The organism is Flavobacterium sp. AC105 (assembly GCF_979258495.1).
Genome location: NZ_OZ409860.1, coordinates 2,145,769 through 2,164,505 on the forward strand (window position 1 = coordinate 2,145,769; position 18,737 = coordinate 2,164,505).

Annotated in this window: 11 protein-coding genes and 1 pseudogene; 11 read left to right on the top strand and 1 reads right to left on the bottom strand. The window is 33.9% G+C overall.

The features are described from left to right. Positions 1-10: 10 nt before the first annotated feature. From ACZ0AH_RS09395 to ACZ0AH_RS09405, 3 genes are all read left to right on the top strand, one after another. Entirely contained in the window at positions 11-682 is a 672-nt protein-coding gene (locus tag ACZ0AH_RS09395) for a bifunctional 4-hydroxy-2-oxoglutarate aldolase/2-dehydro-3-deoxy-phosphogluconate aldolase (protein WP_463475536.1), read from the top strand. Positions 683-899: 217 nt separating this feature from the next. Next, the gene (locus ACZ0AH_RS09400; RefSeq protein ID WP_463475537.1) at positions 900-2,366 is read left to right on the top strand and encodes a tagaturonate reductase; all 1,467 of its coding nucleotides are present in this window, start codon (positions 900-902) and stop codon (positions 2,364-2,366) included. A gap of 2 nt (positions 2,367-2,368) precedes the next feature. Continuing rightward, a complete protein-coding gene (locus ACZ0AH_RS09405) occupies positions 2,369-3,988 on the top strand; it encodes a UxaA family hydrolase (protein ID WP_463475538.1) in 1,620 nt (539 codons plus the stop codon). Positions 3,989-4,215: 227 nt separating this feature from the next. Here ACZ0AH_RS09405 and ACZ0AH_RS09410 read toward each other — a convergent pair. After that, positions 4,216-5,243, bottom strand: a pseudogene (locus ACZ0AH_RS09410) (LacI family DNA-binding transcriptional regulator). Positions 5,244-5,531: 288 nt separating this feature from the next. On the opposite strand from ACZ0AH_RS09410, the gene ACZ0AH_RS09415 reads away from it, so the two are divergent. The 8 genes from ACZ0AH_RS09415 (at position 5,532) to ACZ0AH_RS09450 (ending at position 18,729) form a co-directional block, all read left to right on the top strand. Continuing rightward, complete coding sequence (locus ACZ0AH_RS09415; protein WP_463475539.1) at positions 5,532-6,971, top strand: glycoside hydrolase family 28 protein; 1,440 nt, start codon at positions 5,532-5,534, stop codon at positions 6,969-6,971. A 34-nt stretch (positions 6,972-7,005) separates the two neighbouring features. Further along, positions 7,006-10,179: a SusC/RagA family TonB-linked outer membrane protein gene (locus tag ACZ0AH_RS09420; protein ID WP_463475540.1), complete on the top strand. Its 3,174-nt coding sequence runs from the start codon at positions 7,006-7,008 to the stop codon at positions 10,177-10,179. 10 nt (positions 10,180-10,189) lie between these two features. Next, positions 10,190-11,875 (top strand): RagB/SusD family nutrient uptake outer membrane protein, encoded by a 1,686-nt coding sequence (locus ACZ0AH_RS09425; protein ID WP_463475541.1) that lies wholly within the window; start codon positions 10,190-10,192, stop codon positions 11,873-11,875. Positions 11,876-11,974: 99 nt separating this feature from the next. Beyond that, on the top strand, positions 11,975-12,910 hold the full coding sequence (locus ACZ0AH_RS09430; protein WP_463475542.1) for an alpha/beta hydrolase fold domain-containing protein: 936 nt from the start codon (positions 11,975-11,977) through the stop codon (positions 12,908-12,910). A gap of 10 nt (positions 12,911-12,920) precedes the next feature. Beyond that, positions 12,921-13,889, top strand: coding sequence for a DUF4861 family protein (locus ACZ0AH_RS09435; protein WP_463475543.1), 969 nt, complete (start codon positions 12,921-12,923; stop codon positions 13,887-13,889). A gap of 412 nt (positions 13,890-14,301) precedes the next feature. Then, positions 14,302-15,510: a glycoside hydrolase family 88/105 protein gene (locus tag ACZ0AH_RS09440; protein ID WP_463475544.1), complete on the top strand. Its 1,209-nt coding sequence runs from the start codon at positions 14,302-14,304 to the stop codon at positions 15,508-15,510. Between the two features lie 17 nt (positions 15,511-15,527). Beyond that, a complete protein-coding gene (locus tag ACZ0AH_RS09445; RefSeq protein WP_463475545.1) occupies positions 15,528-16,748 on the top strand; it encodes a glycoside hydrolase family 88/105 protein in 1,221 nt (406 codons plus the stop codon). 382 nt (positions 16,749-17,130) lie between these two features. After that, complete coding sequence (locus tag ACZ0AH_RS09450; RefSeq protein ID WP_463475546.1) at positions 17,131-18,729, top strand: glycoside hydrolase family 43 protein; 1,599 nt, start codon at positions 17,131-17,133, stop codon at positions 18,727-18,729. Positions 18,730-18,737 lie beyond the last annotated feature (8 nt).

Here is an 18,737-nt window from a genome sequence, read left to right on the forward strand (position 1 = left end):
TAATAAATATATGGCAAAATATTCAAGAATTGAAGTGGCTTTAACGATGAAGGAAAACGGAATGGTTCCGCTCTTTTTTCATTCGGATATTGAAATTAGTAAAAAAGTGCTGAAAGCCTGTTATGACGGCGGCGCACGCTTAATGGAATTTACCAGCAGAGGCGATTTTGCGCATGAAGTTTTTGGAGCTTTAAACAAATATGCTTTGGCTGAATTGCCGGGAATGATCCTGGGAGTTGGTTCTATTACTGATGCTGCAGCAGCTTCGTTATACATGAGTTTGGGCGCTAATTTTATTGTAACTCCGGTTTTTAGGGAAGATATTGCCATTGCCTGTAACCGTCGTAAAGTATTATGGTCACCAGGTTGCGGAACACTAACAGAAATTGCCAGAGCAGAAGAGCTGGGTTGCGAAGTGGTGAAATTATTCCCTGGAGATATTTACGGACCAGAGTTTATAAAAGCCATAAAAGGCCCGTGTCCGTGGACGAATATTATGCCAACAGGAGGTGTTTTGCCAACGGTTGAAAGCTTGACATCGTGGTTTAATGCAGGTGCCTATTGTGTTGGAATCGGGTCACAATTAATCTCAAAAGATATTTTGGATACTAATGATTTTGAAGGATTAAAAACAAAAGTAAATCAGGTGCTTGACATCATTAAAAATATAAAAAATAAATAAGGAAGTAATCATGCCAATTCCTTATTGACAATGGTTTTTTTAGATTTTTAGAGATTGTAACAGAGCATTACGCTTGCAGGAAAATAAAGCTTGTCATTCCTCACAGCAAGTTTTATTTTATAGATAACAGGTGTAATGTTTCTTTTACAATGTGAAAATTATAAAAATTGAATAAGGTATTTATTGGGGTTATTTATAACACTTTACAGCAATTATAATGGAAAAAATAAACAGATCAAATACAGAGTTTTCAAACAAACTTCCGATTAAAATAGTACAATTTGGCGAAGGTAATTTTTTAAGGGCTTTTGTAGAATATGCTTTTCAGAAATTAAATCAAAAAGCTGATTTTAATGCCGGAATCGCCGTTGTACAGCCTATTGATAAAGGTTTGGTTAATATGATTAATGCTCAGGATGGTTTATATACGCTATTCATGAAAGGCGTAAAGAAAGGTCAGGAAATTCAGGAAAAAGAATTGATTACCAATATTGTAAAAGCGATTGATCCTTATGCTTCTTTTCAGGAATTTTTGGCTTTAGCCAAAGAAGAAGAACTGGCTTTTATCATTTCAAACACAACAGAAGCCGGAATTGAATACATAGCATCAGATCGTCCAACAATGCAGCCGCCGGTTTCTTTTCCTGCAAAATTAACTGTACTTTTACATGAAAGATTTAAACATTTTAATGGAGATAAATCGAAAGCTTTAACCATTATTCCTTGCGAGTTAATTAATTATAATTCAGACACTTTAAAGGAAATTATTTTAAAATATTGTATCGATTGGAATTTAGAAGCTGATTTTAAATTATGGCTGATCAATGATTGTACGTTCCATAATACTTTGGTAGATAGAATTGTTCCGGGATATCCAAAAGATCAAATTGAAGAATACAACAGTCAACTCGATTATAAAGATGATTTGATTGTAAGTGCCGAAAGTTTCTTTTTGTGGGTAATTGAAGGAGATGATAAACTGAAAGCAAAACTTCCGTTTGAAAAAACAGATTTAGATGTCAAAATCGTGGCAGATATGCAGCCGTATCGCACACGAAAAGTTAGAATTTTAAATGGAGCACATACTGCAATGGTTCCGTTCTCTTTGCTTTACGGAAATGAAACCGTTAAAGAAACCGTTGATAATGCGTTTACAGGAGAATTTGTAAACAAAGCTGTTTTTGATGAAATCAATGAAACGCTGAACATGGATAAAGCGGAATTAACCAGTTTTGCCGAAGAAATATTAGACCGTTTTAGAAATCCGTTTATCAAGCATTTATTGTCCTCAATTGCTTTAAATTCAATTTCTAAATTCAAAGTTCGTGTATTACCAAGTTTAACAGGATATGTTGATATTCACCACAAACTTCCGGTTCATTTAACGTTTGCATTTGCAGCTTTAATTCGTTTTTATAAAGGAACTTGGAAAGGTGAAAATTTACCGGTAAATGATAGCGAAGATATTGTTACTTTCTTCGATGGACTTTGGAAATCTGATGATTATAACAAAATAGCAAGACTTACTTTGCAGAATAAAAGTTTCTGGGATGAAGATTTAACGCTAATTCCGGGCTTGACAAAAGCAATTACAACAGCTTTGGAGGAAATTAATGCAAACGGAATTGAACAAGGTTTTGTCAATTTTCAAAAACAATTACATATTACAACTCAGAACGCTTAATCATGGCAACTCAAAAAAAAATAATAAAAGTCAACCCAGTAGATAACGTAATTGTCGCTTTAACCGATTTGGTACAAAACGAACAAATTATGTTTGAAGGAACTACCGTCTCACCAACAACTGATGTTAAAGCAAAACATAAAATCGCAGAGAAAGATTTTACAATTGGTAATGATATTATAATGTATGGTGTTTTGGTTGGAAAAGCTGCTAAACCTATAAAAAAAGGAGAAGTAATTACCACCGAAAATGTAAAACATCAAAGTGAAAAAGTTTTTGGTAAAAACGGAAATTTAGGCTGGACTCCACCAAATGTAGATCGTTGGAAAGACAAAACTTTCAACGGATACCACCGTACTGACGGACAAGTTGGAACCAAAAACGTTTGGTTGTTTTTTCCATTGGTTTTTTGTGAAAACAAAAATATCGAAAAACTGAAAGATATTTTCGAAAACGAATTAATGCCCAAAAAAGAAGTTTCTTATAAAAATTTGTTACGCTCTTTAATTGAAGAAAAAAGCGTAGAAGAAGTTTCGGATAAAAATTTAAATGAAAATCTTTTAGATAATGTCGAAGTAAAATTTATCAATCATCAAGGTGGTTGTGGAGGGATTCGACAAGATTCGGAATTGTTGGCAAAACTGCTTGCAGGATATGTGAATAACCCCAATGTTGCAGGTGCAACTGTTTTAAGTTTAGGTTGCCAAAATTTGCAAGTTGATATTTTTAAAAAGGCATTGAAAGAAATGAGTCCGAATAGTGATAAAGAAATTTTGATCTATGAGCAACAACAAATTGGAACTACTGATCAAATGTTTCAAATGGTGATTAAAGATTCTTACGAAGCCATTAAAAGAGCCAACAAAATTGAACGCAAACCTGCTCCTCTTTCAAAGCTAAGTATTGGTTTAGAATGTGGAGGGTCTGACGGGTTTTCAGGAATTTCCGCTAATCCGGCATTAGGAATTGTTTCAGATATTTTTGCAGCTTTGGGAGGGAAAACAATTTTGGCAGAGTTTCCGGAATTATGTGGCGTTGAGCAAGAATTGATGAACCGATGTGTGGACGAAGAAAAAGCAGATAAGTTTTTAACTTTAATGAAAGCTTTTGAAAAATCAGTTGTAGATGCAGGTTCAGGGTTTGATATGAATCCATCTCCGGGAAACATCAAAGACGGATTAATTACAGATGCAATGAAATCTGCCGGCGCAGCTAAAAAAGGTGGAACTTCGCCTGTTGTAGATGTTTTAGACTACGGAGAATATATTTCAAAGCCAGGATTAAATCTTTTAAATACGCCGGGAAATGACGCAGAATGTACCACAGGATTGGTTGGATCGGGCGCAACAGTTGTTTTATTTACCACAGGTTTAGGAAATCCGATGGGAAATCCGATTGCACCCGTTGTAAAAATTTCTTCGAATACGGCATTAATTAATAGAATGTCTGATATTATCGATGTAAATGCCGGAACGGTGATTACTGGTGAAAAAACCATTACCGAGGTTGGAGCAGAAATAGTAGATTACATTATAGAATTGGCGAGCGGAAACGTGGAAACAAAAGCAGACCAGTTGAAACAAGATGTATTTATTCCTTGGAAAAGAGGAGTTTCGTTATAAGGAATTTAAAGATTAAGATATAAGCTCATTTAACAGTGGGCTTTTTTTCTAACCATTAAGATATTAAGTTTCATTAAGCTATGTCTCAAATTTTTTGCCACAGATTAAAAAGATTAATACAATGTCTTAAAAAATAGCCACGAATTCACGAATGATTGCGTAAAATTAATTAGAATAATTCGTGAATTCGTGGCTAAAAAATCCTTTAAATCTGTGACAAAAAAAAACTAAAAGGTAGTTCTTGACGATGATTTACGAATATGTAATTCCGGTGCGAGAACTACCTTTTTTCGATTTTGATTGTATTGGTTTTGTCAACTTGTTCTAAAAAAACGCGTGCTGACATTTTACCCATTTCAAGCGGAGACTGATCAACAGAAGTTATCGATAATTCCATGAATTTAGTAAAAGGTTCATTGCTGAAACCTGCTACACAAAACTCGTTTGGAATGCTGATATTTCTTTCTTTTAATTCCTGAATTGCACCCAAAGCCGCAAAATCACTCGAAGAAAAGAGAGCATCAGGCGGAGTTTCTAATTGTAATAAAATGTCAATCGCTTCTTTTCCGGCTTCCACACTACTTTTGGTACGAATTACATATTCTTCTTTAAAAGTTATTCCGTTATCCAATAAAGCTTGTTTGTATCCTAAAAAACGATTTTTGAAAATATCAAGAGACTGATCTCCAGAAAAATGAGCAATACATCTGCAACCTTCATCAATAAGATGTTTGGTGGTTATATATCCGCCCTTAAAGTCATTGATGGTTACAGAACTTACACCATCTATATGTTTGTTTCTATCGAAAAAGATTAAAGGAACATTTTTTTCCAGAACATTATGAAAAGCGCCATCATTTTCATTAGTTACATCAGTAACTGACATGATAATTCCGTCAACCTGCGCATCTATTAAGGTATATAAATTTTCATTTTCTCTTTTTGGATCTTCATGAGTCTGACAGATAATAACCTGATAACCATGTGGATGAAGTTCTTCTTCGATTCCCCTGATGACAGAAGCGAAAAAGTTACTGTCAATACGAGGAACAATAACACCTATATTATTACTACGACCACTTTTTAAAGCCAGCGCCAATTTATTCTGCTTATAGTTCATCGCTGCAGCGGTTTTAAGAACCAGCTCACGCGTGCTTTCTTTTATCTTCGGATTATTGTTTAAAGCCCTTGAAACAGTAGCAGCAGTGATATTTAATTTTTCAGCAATATCATAAATGGTTATTTTTTCGCTCATTCAAAAAGTTTTTCGGATTAATTTTCAAGACAAAAATACATATTTTTTTATTATCAAATATAAATTGTTATCGATTACCATACTTAATAACTACAACGTTTTCAGTTCTACAATCATAATAAATTACAATATTTTTTACATTAAGTGTAAATATAATTCAAAATAAAAATTAAATATATAAATTTTTTCCAAATAAATTTGTTGCATTGAAACAAATTTTATATTTTCGTGTAATCGATTACATAATTATTGATTTCTGTATATTGAAAATCAAAAAATACACCATAAATGTTTGTAAATAAGTTTATAACGTCTAAAACTGGAATACTTTTTAGTGCCTTTGTCATGTTGTTTTTATCATGTGGAAAACAAGTTTCAAATAGCTCAGAAGCCGATCCGTGGAAAAAAATGGAATTAATAGTAAAAAGCATTCCTGAAACTCACTTTTTAGATAAAATATATAATATCAATAATTATGGTGCTGTAGCAGATGGAAAAACGATGAATACGCTGGCTTTTGAAAAAGCAATTAAAGCTTGTTCTGAAAATGGAGGAGGAAAAGTTGTGGTTCCGAATGGGAAATACTTAACCGGACCGATACATTTAGAAAGCAATGTGAATTTGCATATGGAAGATAAAGCGGAAATTTTGTTTAGTATCAATTCAAAAGATTATCCTTTGGTGCACACTTCATTTGAAGGAACGGAATTGATGAATCATTCTCCTCTTATATATGCAAAGAATAAAACTAATGTTGCCATAACCGGAAAAGGAACATTAAACGGACAAGCTAATAATACAAATTGGTGGATTTGGGCCGGAAGTAAATATTATGGCTGGGAAAAAGGAATTCCATCTCAAAATGATGCTCTTAATCGTCCTTCCTTGATTGAAATGGCTGAAAAAAGTGTTCCGGTTAATGAAAGGATTTTTGGAGAAGGACATTATTTGCGCCCCAATTTTATAGAATTTTTTGAATGTAATACAGTTTTAATAAAAGATATTACGGTTATAAATGCTCCTTTTTGGATTTTACATCCTTTAAAATCAAATAATATAATTGTTGATGGCGTAACGGTTAACAGCCACGGACCTAATAATGATGGCTGTGATCCGGAATATTCTCAAAATATTCTCATCAAAAACTGCACTTTTAATACCGGTGACGATTGTATTGCCATAAAATCAGGCCGAGATGCTGACGGAAGAAGAGTTGGAATTCTGAGTAAAAACATAATTGTTCAGAATTGCAAAATGATCGATGGTCACGGCGGCGTTGTAATGGGAAGTGAAATAACCGCCGGAGTAAATAATGTTTTTGTGGAAAATTGCGTGATGGACAGTCCAAATCTTGAAAGGGCTATCAGAATAAAAACCAATTCGAAACGCGGAGGAACAACAGAAGATATTTATGTTAGAAATATCGAAGTAGGAACTGTAAAAGAATGCGTTTTGCGAGTTACCATGTTTTATGATGTTTACGGAAGTCAGGTTGGAAATTTTATTCCAACAATAAAAAATATCAGTCTCGAAAATATTAAGGTTAAAAACGGAGGGAAATTCGGGATTTTAGCTGATGGATATGCAGAATCTCCGATAGAAAATATAACATTTAAGAACGTTGTAATTCAGAAAGTGGATTCAGTTTATTCCTTAAAAAATGTAAAAAATATAAATTTTATAAGCACTTATATCAATGGAAAAAAAGTAGAATCTATTACAAACTAACAACTATAATTTAACCAAACCAATTAACTAAACTATGAACATTAAACAACCATTCAAGAAAAAAATAAAATACAATCTTGTGTTTTTATTTTTCCTCAACTTCCTGTTGAGCAACACTATCAGCGCTCAGTCGAGTGCGATAGAGGGAAAGATTACTGATGCTGCCGGATTAGCACTCCCAGGTGTAAACATTCAGGAGAAAGGAACTAAAAACGGAACTTCAACAGATTTTGAAGGTAGTTTTAAAATAAATGTAACAAATAACAGAGCTGTTTTAGTGATTAGCTATCTGGGTTTTCAGACTCAGGAAGTTAGTATTGCAGGAAAATCAAGGGTAAATGTGAGTCTTTCAGAACAATCAAACTCACTTAGCGAAGTTGTTGTTGTGGGTTATGGATCTGTTAAAAAGACAGATCTAACCGGAGCTGTAAACACTTTATCAGCTGCTAAAATAACCGAGAGAAATGTAACCAACCCAATGGAGGCGATTCAGGGAGGTATTGCCGGGGTTCAGGTAACGTCTAATTCTGGTCGAATAGGTGATGGTTTTAATGTTATTATTAGAGGAACAAACTCTATTAATAAAGACGGATCTAAACCCCTTTTTGTTGTTGACGGAGTTCCCACAGACAATATTGATTTCTTAAATCCACAGGATATTGCCAGAATGGATGTTTTAAAAGATGCATCTTCTGCAGCAATTTACGGTTCAAGAGGAGGAAGCGGGGTTATTATTGTAACAACCAAAAGCGGCGCAAATGCTAAGGCTGGAGTAACGGTTTCTTTTGAAAGTTCTTATGGTGGTAAACAAGCCGTAAGATTACCTAAATTAATGAGTCCGGAAAAATGGTGGTATTACCATCAATCGGCATTTTTAGCCACTACAATTTCAGCTACGAATCCAACTTTTATGGATATCGACGCAACGGAATTAAATACGGCAGTTGGACAAGCAGGAACAAATCCGGTTTTATTTAACAGAGTTGCCAATAACCAAAGTTATAATTGGCAGGATGCAGTTCTAAAAGGCGGTATGACTCAAAATAATTACCTAAATGTTTCCGGTCGTGCCGATAACGGATTATCGTATAACATAGGTTTAGGAGCTCAAAAAGAAACTGGAGTTATTGATAACGAAGGAATTGACAAATACAACTTCAAAGCAGGTTTGAATCATAAAGTAAACGATAAAATTTCATTTGGTGTAAACCTTACTTTGTCTAAAACAGACGAACAATTAGGAAGCGCAACTGCAATGCAGGAAGCTTTTAGACAAAATCCTTATACTTCGCCTTGGGCAATTGATGCAGATGGTAACGAAATAGTTGGGACTTATGCACAGCAGCCAGGTACTTTAAGATATCCAAATGGTACACTTGCAATCAATAAAACAGGTTCTTATAATCCGCTTTTAGAAATTGCGAATTCAAGTGATCAGATAAAAAGAATGACAACAATTGGTAATATATTCGGAGAATATAAATTTACAAATTGGTTGTCTTTTAGGTCTACTTTTTCTGCCGGATCTGTAAATGCAAGAGAAGGAAGATCTCTTGGAGCACAAACCGATTTTGGTCTTAAAAACAAAAGTTTACCATCTGGTGATATAACAAATGTTCAGAACTTTAATTATACTTGGGATAATCAGTTTAATATCAATTATACGTTTAAAGAAAATCACGTTTTCAACGTTTTATTGCTTCAGAGTTTTTACTCCAATACAACCGAAACTTATTTTTCTTCATCAAGAGAAAACCCTTTCGAAACAGGTTACTACAATCTTGGTTCAGGACCGCAATCGACTTATTCTTTAACTCCTTCAGGAAGTATAGCATTAATCCCGTCCGGAATTTATATTCCATATTCTAAAAATACGTTAGAATCTTATGCAGCGCGTTTAAATTATACTTATAAAGGGCGTTATTTATTAACCGCTTCGGTAAGATATGATGGATCTTCAGTTTTGGCTGAAGGCAATAAATGGACGGCTTTCCCATCTGTAGCTTTAGGATGGAATATTCATCAGGAATCATTTTTGAAAAACGTAAGTTTTATTTCAAATTTAAAATTAAGAGGAAGTATTGGTTACACCGGAAACGATAATGTGGCGCCATATTCAAGTTTAAGTGTTTTAAAAACCCCAACTTATTATGATTTTAATGGCACAATTGCAAATGGTTACGCCGCTTCAAGCTTAGGAAATACTGATTTAGGCTGGGAAAAAACAAGAGAGGTAAACTTAGGTTTAGATTTTGGATTTGCAAAAAACAGAATCTCAGGTAGTGTAGATGTTTACGATCGTTTGTCTAAAGATTTATTGTTTCAACAAGCACTTCCGTTAGAAATTGGAGTTCCTACAATTACTTCAAATGTTGGTTCTATTAGAAATAAAGGTATAGAAGCCGCATTGGTTACCAAAAATATTCAGACGAAAAATGTGTCTTGGGAAACCAGCTTTACATTCACTAAAAATGTAAATAAATTAGAATCTATTTACGGACAAGATGAGGTAGATGATGTTGGAAACAACTTATTTATTGGCGAAAATGTTCACTCATATTATAATTATGTTTTTGATGGGGTTTGGCAGGAAAGCGAAGCTGCAAAAGCACTTTCTTACGGTCAGAAACCGGGAGAAGCACGAGTAAAAGATTTAAATAATGATGGTAAAATTGATGCCAATAACGACAGGGCAATTTTAGGAAATTACGATCCAAAATGGTCCGGAAGTTTTTCTACAACCTTGAGAGTAAAACAATTTGATTTATCAATGTCATTAATTACCAATCAGGGAATGACTGTATTTAGCGGTTTCCACGACAATTTTGCTGACGTTACAGACAGAGGCCGTCAAAAATTAGATCTTGACGATTGGTATATTCCGGCTAATGGTGCAGGAATTCCGCAACAATATTCAAACACAAATCCTTTGCCACGTGGCGCCGGGGTTTATTATGATACCAATAACGTTGCTTTCTATAAAAATGCATCATTCGTAAAAGTTCAAAATATAGCTTTAGGATATAGTTTGAATAATGATCTATTAGATAAATTAAAACTTAAAAGCATGCGTTTTTATGTTAATGTCTTGAATCCGTTTGTAATTACACCTTACGAAGGATATGACCCAGAATGGGCAACTGCAGCTTTAGCAGTTAATCGTGTGGCAACAATGACGGTTCAAATGGGATTAAGTTTAAAATTTTAAATTAGAAAAAATGAAAAAAATAATAGTAAGTATAGCAATACTGGCAATGACCTTAAATTCTTGCTCTAATTTTATTGAAGAAGACAATCGTTCTTACGGTTCAGCCGAACAATATTTTCTTACCGCAGCAGGTTTTGAATCGTTGGTAAATACAAATTATGCAACATTAAAAGATATTTACGGAGGAGATCCGTGGTTGTTTGAAGCAGGAACAGATATGTATTCTGAAGGAAGAAATCAGGAACCGGAAGGATTAGCCAAATATTTGACTTTATCGTCTTCATCTGCAGGAGTTGATCAATTGTACAGAACCTGTTATACAGCGATTCAACAAGCAAATAAAGGGTTGTATTATTCAACCCTTACAGAAAAATCAAGCACATTAGACAATAGAATTGGCGAACTTAAATTTTTAAGAGCAAACGCTTATTTTTTATTAGTTCAAACTTACGGAGGAGTTCCGGTCGTATTGGATAATATCAACACTGCAGTTACATCTTTCGATAGAAATACTGCCGAAGAAGTTTATACACAAATTTTGAAAGACCTAAATGAAGCCCTTCCTGCAGTAAGTACAGCAGCTTATAACGGAAGAGTTAATAAAAGAGCCGTTCAGGATTTATTGGCAAAAGTTTATTTGACAAGAGGTTACGAAACTTTTGGAACTCCGGCAGATTTTACAACTGCTGCCACTTTAGCAGATCAGGTAATTAATGGTCAGGCGCTAAATGTATCTTTTGATAATGTAGTAAAACCAGGAAACGAAATGAATGCTGAGACGATCTTTTCGGTTCAGTTTTCGGTAGCTTCAAATGCAACGGGAACAACAGCTTTAGGAAGTTCACAAAACTATTGGTTTAGTTCGTATTTAGGTGCAGCTGCGGCCGGAAATCCATATCCAAACAGAAGTTATACACTTTGTCCAACCGTTTATGCCTTATCATTATATGAAAAAGGAGATAAACGTTGGGAAGGTACTTTTATGAATGAAATCTACGCCAAATATTATGATTATTATAATGTAGCCGATAAAACAGCTTTGAAAATTTCAGATTTCTATGAGCCAAAATGGTTTACAATTGCAGACAGAGATGCCTGGAAATTAGCAAATGCTTCTAGATTAGTAGCTAATTTCAGATATCACAATTGGGGAACTTATTCTTCATCTGCACCTTCAGGAGGAGATTATAACCTGATTCCGGTTCGCAAATTTGATGATCCAAATGCACCATATAGCGGCGCAACAAGTGCTAATTATAACACGACACCAATTACGCCGGCAACAAACAGAAGCAGCACACGTGATTTTATTATTTCAAGATTGGGAGAAACATATTTAATTGCTGCCGAAGCTTATTTTAAAGCAGGTCAAACCGGAACAGCCTTAGCACGTTTAAACGAAGTTAGAAGAAGAGCCGGAGGCGGAGTAGCAGGAGCAATTCCTGTTCTGACATCAATTGACATCAACACCATATTAGACGAAAGAGGAAGAGAATTATTGGGTGAATACCACCGTTGGTTCGATTTAAAACGTACCGGAACATTAGTAGAAAGAACTGTTTTATACAATCCGAAAGTTACGAGTGCGAGCGCATTTAACGGACAAAATGGGAATCTTAAAATTTTAAGACCAATTCCTCAATCAGCATTAGATTTGAACAGAAGTAAAAATTATCCTCAGAACCCGGCATATTAGTAATTTGACAATTTTTGAGATTATTTTGTTTTTTTGAAGAAGTTAAAAAGGAGTTTGAAATGCTCAAACTCCTTTCTTAACTAAATTATCAGTATTGAAATGAAAAAAATAGTGTTGCTTTTATTGTTGGTTTCCAGTTTTATTTCGGCTCAAAGCCAATATAATATTGATACATCTTACACAATAAAAAGTACTTATGCTAAATTAATTAAGCAATATCCTTTTATAAAAATTGCAGAATCTCAAAAGAATAAAAATATTCAAGAGATTTATGATGTTGTATATAATCAACAGAAAAATAGAGCATTACATTTAGATGCTTTTTTAAATCAGAATAAAAAAAGAAATCCGGCCGTAATCATGATTCATGGCGGAGGCTGGAAATCAGGAAATAAAAGTCAGATGAATGTTCTGGCACAGGAAATAGCTTCAAAAGGCTATTCTTGTTTTGCAATAGAATACAGGTTATCGCTTGAAGCAAAATATCCTGCGGCGATTTATGATGTCAAAAATGCGATTAAATTTATAAAAGATAATGCTAAAAGATTCAGAGTAGATCCGGACAAAATTGCTATTTTAGGATGCTCTTCAGGCGGACAAATGGCAGCTTTGATTGGTACGACAAATGGAGATTTAGCTTTTGAAGATTCAGACAATAAAAGTAAATCTTCTTCAAAAGTAAATGCAATTATCGATATAGACGGAATCTTAGCTTTTAAACATCCCGAATCAAAAGAAGGTGAAATGGCATCTTTTTGGCTAAATAGTTCTTATGAAGAAAATCCGGAGAATTGGAAAAATGCTTCGGCTTTAAGCCATACCAATAAGGATACACCGCCCATACTATTTATAAACAGTAGTTTTGATAGGTTTCATGCGGGAAGAGATGATATGATTGCGATTTTAAACAAAAATAAAATTTACAGCGAAGTAAAAACAATCGAAAATTCACCACATTCTTTTTGGTTTTTTGAGCCCTGGTTTGGTGAAACATTGACTTATACAACACAATTTTTAAACAAAATATTTAAATAAATTACAACAAATGAAAACATTAATAACCTTATCAACTGTATTGGTTTTTGGACTTTCAGCATGTAAAGCACAAAATAAATACGACATTAAAACGGCTAAAACCTACGCTGAATTATCCGTAAAAACAGATGGGAAATGGGAAAACAGAAAATATATTGGCGGAACTGTTTTTAAGAATGTTGATAAATTAAAACTGGCTCCGGAACATACCGATCATTCTTTTGATATTCGTTATGAAGGACCAGGCTGGGAAAATAACAGAATTGGATATCGTTTGTATCTTGACTGGAGAAATGCCATTGATATTTTCGGAAAAAAAACATCAGCTAATATTTTACCAATAGTGGGGCAGGATAATTTTGATTCGTATCACGAAATGAGCGATTGGGGAGCAGATATTCTAAAAGCCGGTAAAGGTATCGGAATTGGTTCTATAGATCGTTATTTAAACAATGAAAAACTGCATTTTCATACCGTAGATTCAACTTTGGCGAATGTTGAAAATAAGCTAAATGAATCTAAAGTAACAGTAAAATATTATGGTTGGAAGACGGCTTCTGATAAAATTGATTTTACATCAGAATTAACAATAAAACCGGATGAACTTTATACGGAACATAAAATTCATGCTTCAAAAGAAATTAAAGGAATTTGTACCGGAATCGTAAAACAAAAAAATGCCGAATTACTTAAGAAAGAAAGTAAAAATAAAAAGTGGGCTTATTTGGCCACTTACGGTGAACAATCGTTAGTTCCGGATAAATTAGGAATGGCTATTTTTTATGAAACAAACTCAGTAGAAAACATTGCAGATACTGATTTGGATTACCTTATTGTTTTTAAACCAACAACAAAAACACATTCGTTTTATCTTTTAGGAGCTTGGGAACAAGAGCAAAACGGTATTAAATCTAAAGAGGAATTTGTAAAGTATTTAGATGAAAAATTAGCAGTTCTGAACAAAAAAGGAAAAATGTAATTTTTGTATGGAATAAAAGCCTCAGATTAAAAAAATTATTATTTCCCGCAGATTTTAAAAAGATTTAAGCAGATGACCGCAGATACTTATCCACAATTGATTTCTCAAAATTGAATCTGCTTAAATCTTTTTAAAATCTGCGTGAAAGAAAAAATACCACAGATTAAAGGATTAAAATGATTTTGTTTCACGCAGATTCAGCAGATTTTAGCAGATTTAAAATTGAAGAATAATTACAGAGATTATCTGTGAGCATCTGCTCAAATCTTTTTAAAATCTGCGTGAAAGAAAAAATGCCACAGATTAAAAGGATAAAAAAAAATCTGCTCAATCTGCCAAATCTGCGAGAAAAAATAATAAAGGAGCTAAGATTAATCGATTAATCTCCGGTAAAAAACAACAAAGGAATTTCATGTTTAAAAATGTTTTCATAAAAATAAACCATCCTAATTGGTTAATTATTTTTCTTCTGTTTAGCAGTAGTTTAATAATTGGACAAAATAAATATGTCATTTCTAAAGACTTAAAATGGTCTGAAAGAACCGCACTTTCGGTTTTAAACAATTATCCAAAAGCCTGGCAAATCGACGGAAACGAAAAGCCAAAATGGGATTATAAAATGGGTTTTTTATTGTTTTCTTTTGAAAAATTATATCAAAAAACAAATGATCCAAAATACCTGAATTACATAAAAGAATATGCCGATGAAATGATCGATAGTTCGGGTAATATTGAAAAATATGATGAGAAAGAATATAATATCGATTATATAAATCCGGGAAAAATTCTTTTTAATTTATATGATATAACGAAAGAAGATCGCTATCAAAAAGTAATTCTTCAGTTAAGAAAACAACTCGAAAACCAACCCAGAACAGCAAGCGGAGGTTTTTGGCACAAACAAATTTATCCCAATCAAATGTGGATTGATGGTTTGTATATGGCTGAGCCTTTTTATGCGCAATACACCGTTAAATATGAAGATAGTAAAGCTTTGGACGATATCGCAAAACAGTTTGAATTGGTTCAGAATCATTTTAGAGATAGAAAAATAGGTTTAGTCTATCAATGTTGGGATGAAAGCAAACAAATTGCGTGGGCGAATCCGGAAACAGGAACATCTCCAACAATTTGGGGACGAGGAATTGGCTGGTATATGATGGCTTTGGTTGAAGTTTTAGATTATTATCCAAAAAACCATCCAAAACAAAAAGAATTGGTGAGTTATTTGAATGAAATATCAAAAAATGTAATCCAATATAAAAGCAAATCAGGTTTGTGGTATCAGGTTGCAGACAAACCGGATTTGAAAGGAAATTATCTAGAACCATCAGCTTCAGCCATGATTATTTATGCTTTGGCAAAAGGAAGTGACAAAGGATATTTACCTTCAAATTATAAAAAAACAGCAAAGAAATCTTTTGACACATTTATAAAAGAATTTGTCAAAATAGGAGAAAACGGAGCAGTAAATATTCTAAATGTTTCGCCAAATGTAGGTTTGGGCGGAAAACCTTTTCGTGATGGTTCAAATGAATATTACATTAACGGGAAAACAAAAGATAATGGTTCGCCAGCTTTAGCCGCTTTTATGTTAAGTGCGCTTGAATTAGATAAATAGAAATAAATATATTTAAAATGAAAAAGAATAGAAAGCAAGGTTATTTAGCATCCGTTTTATTAGTTTGTGCCATGACTTTTACAAGTTGTAAAGTGACTTCGCAAGAACCTGCGAATAAGGACATTGTTATTTCTAAAGATTTAAAATGGTCTGATAAAATGGCTTTGACCTTGATGAAACGCCATCCGGAAGCGTATATGATCGACGATTCTAAAACACCAAAATGGGATTATGTGCATGGTTTGGTTTTGCATTCAATCGAAGAATTGTATAAAAAAAATCCGGACCCAAGATATCCAGTTTATATAAAAGGTTATGTAGATAATTTTGTTCAAAATGATGGAACAATTAAAACCTATGAACTTGATAATTATAATATTGATATGGTGGTTTCCGGCCGTTTATTGTTTAATATTTATAACACAACAAAAGAAGAGAAGTATTTAAAAGCAATGCAATTATTGCGAAAACAATTAGCGGAACAGCCAAGAACTGAAAGTGGCGGATTTTGGCATAAAAAAATATATCCAAACCAAATGTGGTTAGATGGATTGTATATGGGAGAACCGTTTTATGCAGAATACACAACGACATTTGAAAACGGAAAAGAATTAGACGATGTTGCAAAACAATTCGAATTGATTCAGAAACACGCAACAGATCCTAAAACGGGTTTATTATATCACGGTTGGGATGAAAGCAAACAAATGGATTGGGCAAATAAAGAAACCGGAACTTCTCCTAATTTCTGGTCACGCGCTTTAGGATGGTATGTTATGGCGCTTGTTGATGTTCTGGATTATTTTCCAAAAGATCATCCAAAGCAAAAAGAATTGGTTGGTTATTTGAATAATGCTTCCACTAGTTTAGCCAAATATCAAGATAAATCCGGTTTGTGGTATCAGGTAACGGATAAAGGCAATAAGGAAGGGAATTATCTGGAAGCATCAGGATCATCGATGTTTGCTTACGCTTTTGCAAAAGGTGCCAATAAAGGATATTTACCTGCAAAATATAAAAAGTTAGCCAATAAAGCGTTTGATGGTTTAACCAAACAATTGATAAAAGTTGATGCTGACGGAGGAATCACATTGACACAAGCTTGTGCCGTAGCAGGTCTGGGCGGAAAACCATATCGTGATGGTTCGTATGAATATTACGTAAAAGAAAGAAAAAAAGACAACGATCCTAAAGCAACAGGGCCATTTATTTTAGCCGCTTTAGAGTTGAATAGATAGAAATAGCTTGTCATAAACCCGACAGATTTTCAAAACCTGTTGGGTTTAAATAACGAAGAAAAGCCACATAGTTTGTCATTTCGACAGAGGAGAAATCGCACTAGAAACTCCATAAAGTAAATCGCCAATCTTTGTCGATTTACGCGTGCGATTTCTCCTCCGTCGAAATTGACAAAATGAACGAAAAATATTCTTATGAAAATGAGTATCCTAGCCCCGATAGAAGTGGAAATCCTTTTGTGTAATGAAATGGAGCAAAAGATTACTTCACTTAATTTTTATTTTATTCGGAGTTCAGTGAACTTCGTTTCCAACGGATAGCGGGATTAGCTCCTAAAAAAAACATATTAGCCAAATTAAAAGTTTAACAAGTTACCTAAAAATGAAAAATATAAAAGTCATCTTTCTTTTATTGTCGATGTTATTCATGCAGAAGAATTTTTCTCAAGCTTGGGTTTCAGACAATGGTGACGGAACTTATACCAATCCGATTATTCATGCAGATTATTCAGATCCGGATGTGGTGCGTGTGGGAGATGATTTTTATATGACGGCATCGTCTTTTAATTGCATTCCGGGATTACCTATTTTACATTCTAAAGATCTGGTAAACTGGACTATTATAGGATATGCGTTGACTAAGCAGCTTCCTGTAGAAACGTATAATAAAGTGCAGCATGGTAATGGAGTTTGGGCGCCAAGTATTAATTTTCATAACAATGAATTTTATATTTATTACCCGGATCCTGATTTCGGGATTTATATGATAAAAGCCAAGAAAGCTGAAGGACCTTGGTCAGAACCTGTTTTGGTAAAAGAAGGAAAGGGACTTATAGATCCAAGTCCGTTATGGGATGATGACGGAAAAGTTTATCTGGTTCATGCCTTTGCGGGAAGCCGCGCACAGATTAAAAGTTTGCTGGTAGTTTGCACGATGAACGAAGAAGGTACAGTTGCTAATAATGACGAGGTAATGATTATTGACGGACATGAAAGTGAGGGAACTATTGAAGGCCCAAAATTCTATAAACGAAAAAATTACTATTATATTTTTGCTCCTGCCGGAGGAGTTGCAACAGGCTGGCAAACGGTTTTAAGATCAAAAAACGTTTTTGGTCCTTATGAGAAAAAGAAAGTTTTAGAGCAGGGAAAAACAGCTATAAATGGTCCACATCAAGGAGCCTGGGTTCAAACACAAACGGGTGAAGATTGGTTTATTCATTTTCAGGATAAAGGTGCTTATGGCAGGATTGTACATTTGCAGCCTATGAAATGGGAAAATAACTGGCCAGTTATGGGACAGGATTTTGATAAAAACGGAATTGGAGAACCGGTAACCACATTTAAAAAACCGAATGTAGGGAAGAAATATCCAATAGAAACTCCGGCAGAATCAGATGAATTTAATGGACCAAAATTAGGATTACAATGGCAATGGCAGGCAAACGCTCAAATTAATTGGGGATTTCCGACAAGTTTGGGATATCTGAATTTATTTTGTCAAACAACAATTAAAAACGATCAGAAAATCTTTGAAGCACCAAATTTGTTGTTACAAAAATTTCCTGCTGAAGTGTTTTCGGCGACAGCCAAACTGACTTTTAATACAAGATTAAATGGCGAATCGTCAGGACTTATAATAATGGGTTTAAATTATAGTTATTTGTGTTTTAAGAACGAAAACGGAAAACTATACCTAAGTCAAAAAACAGGAACTTTTGATAAAAAAATATTAGAGACAGAGACAAATCCTGTTTTAATAAATAACAATACAATTTACCTGAGGGTTACGATTAAAAAAGGCAGTATTTGCAGCTTTTATTATAGTTTAGATGATAAAAAGTATCAGCCAATTGGTACTGATTTCGTTTCAAAAGAAGGCAAATGGATTGGCGCTAAATTAGGACTTTTTGCTTTAAGCGAAAAAGTCACAAATGACTCGGGAAATGTTGCAGTAGATTGGTTTAGAATTACTAAATAAATTAAAAA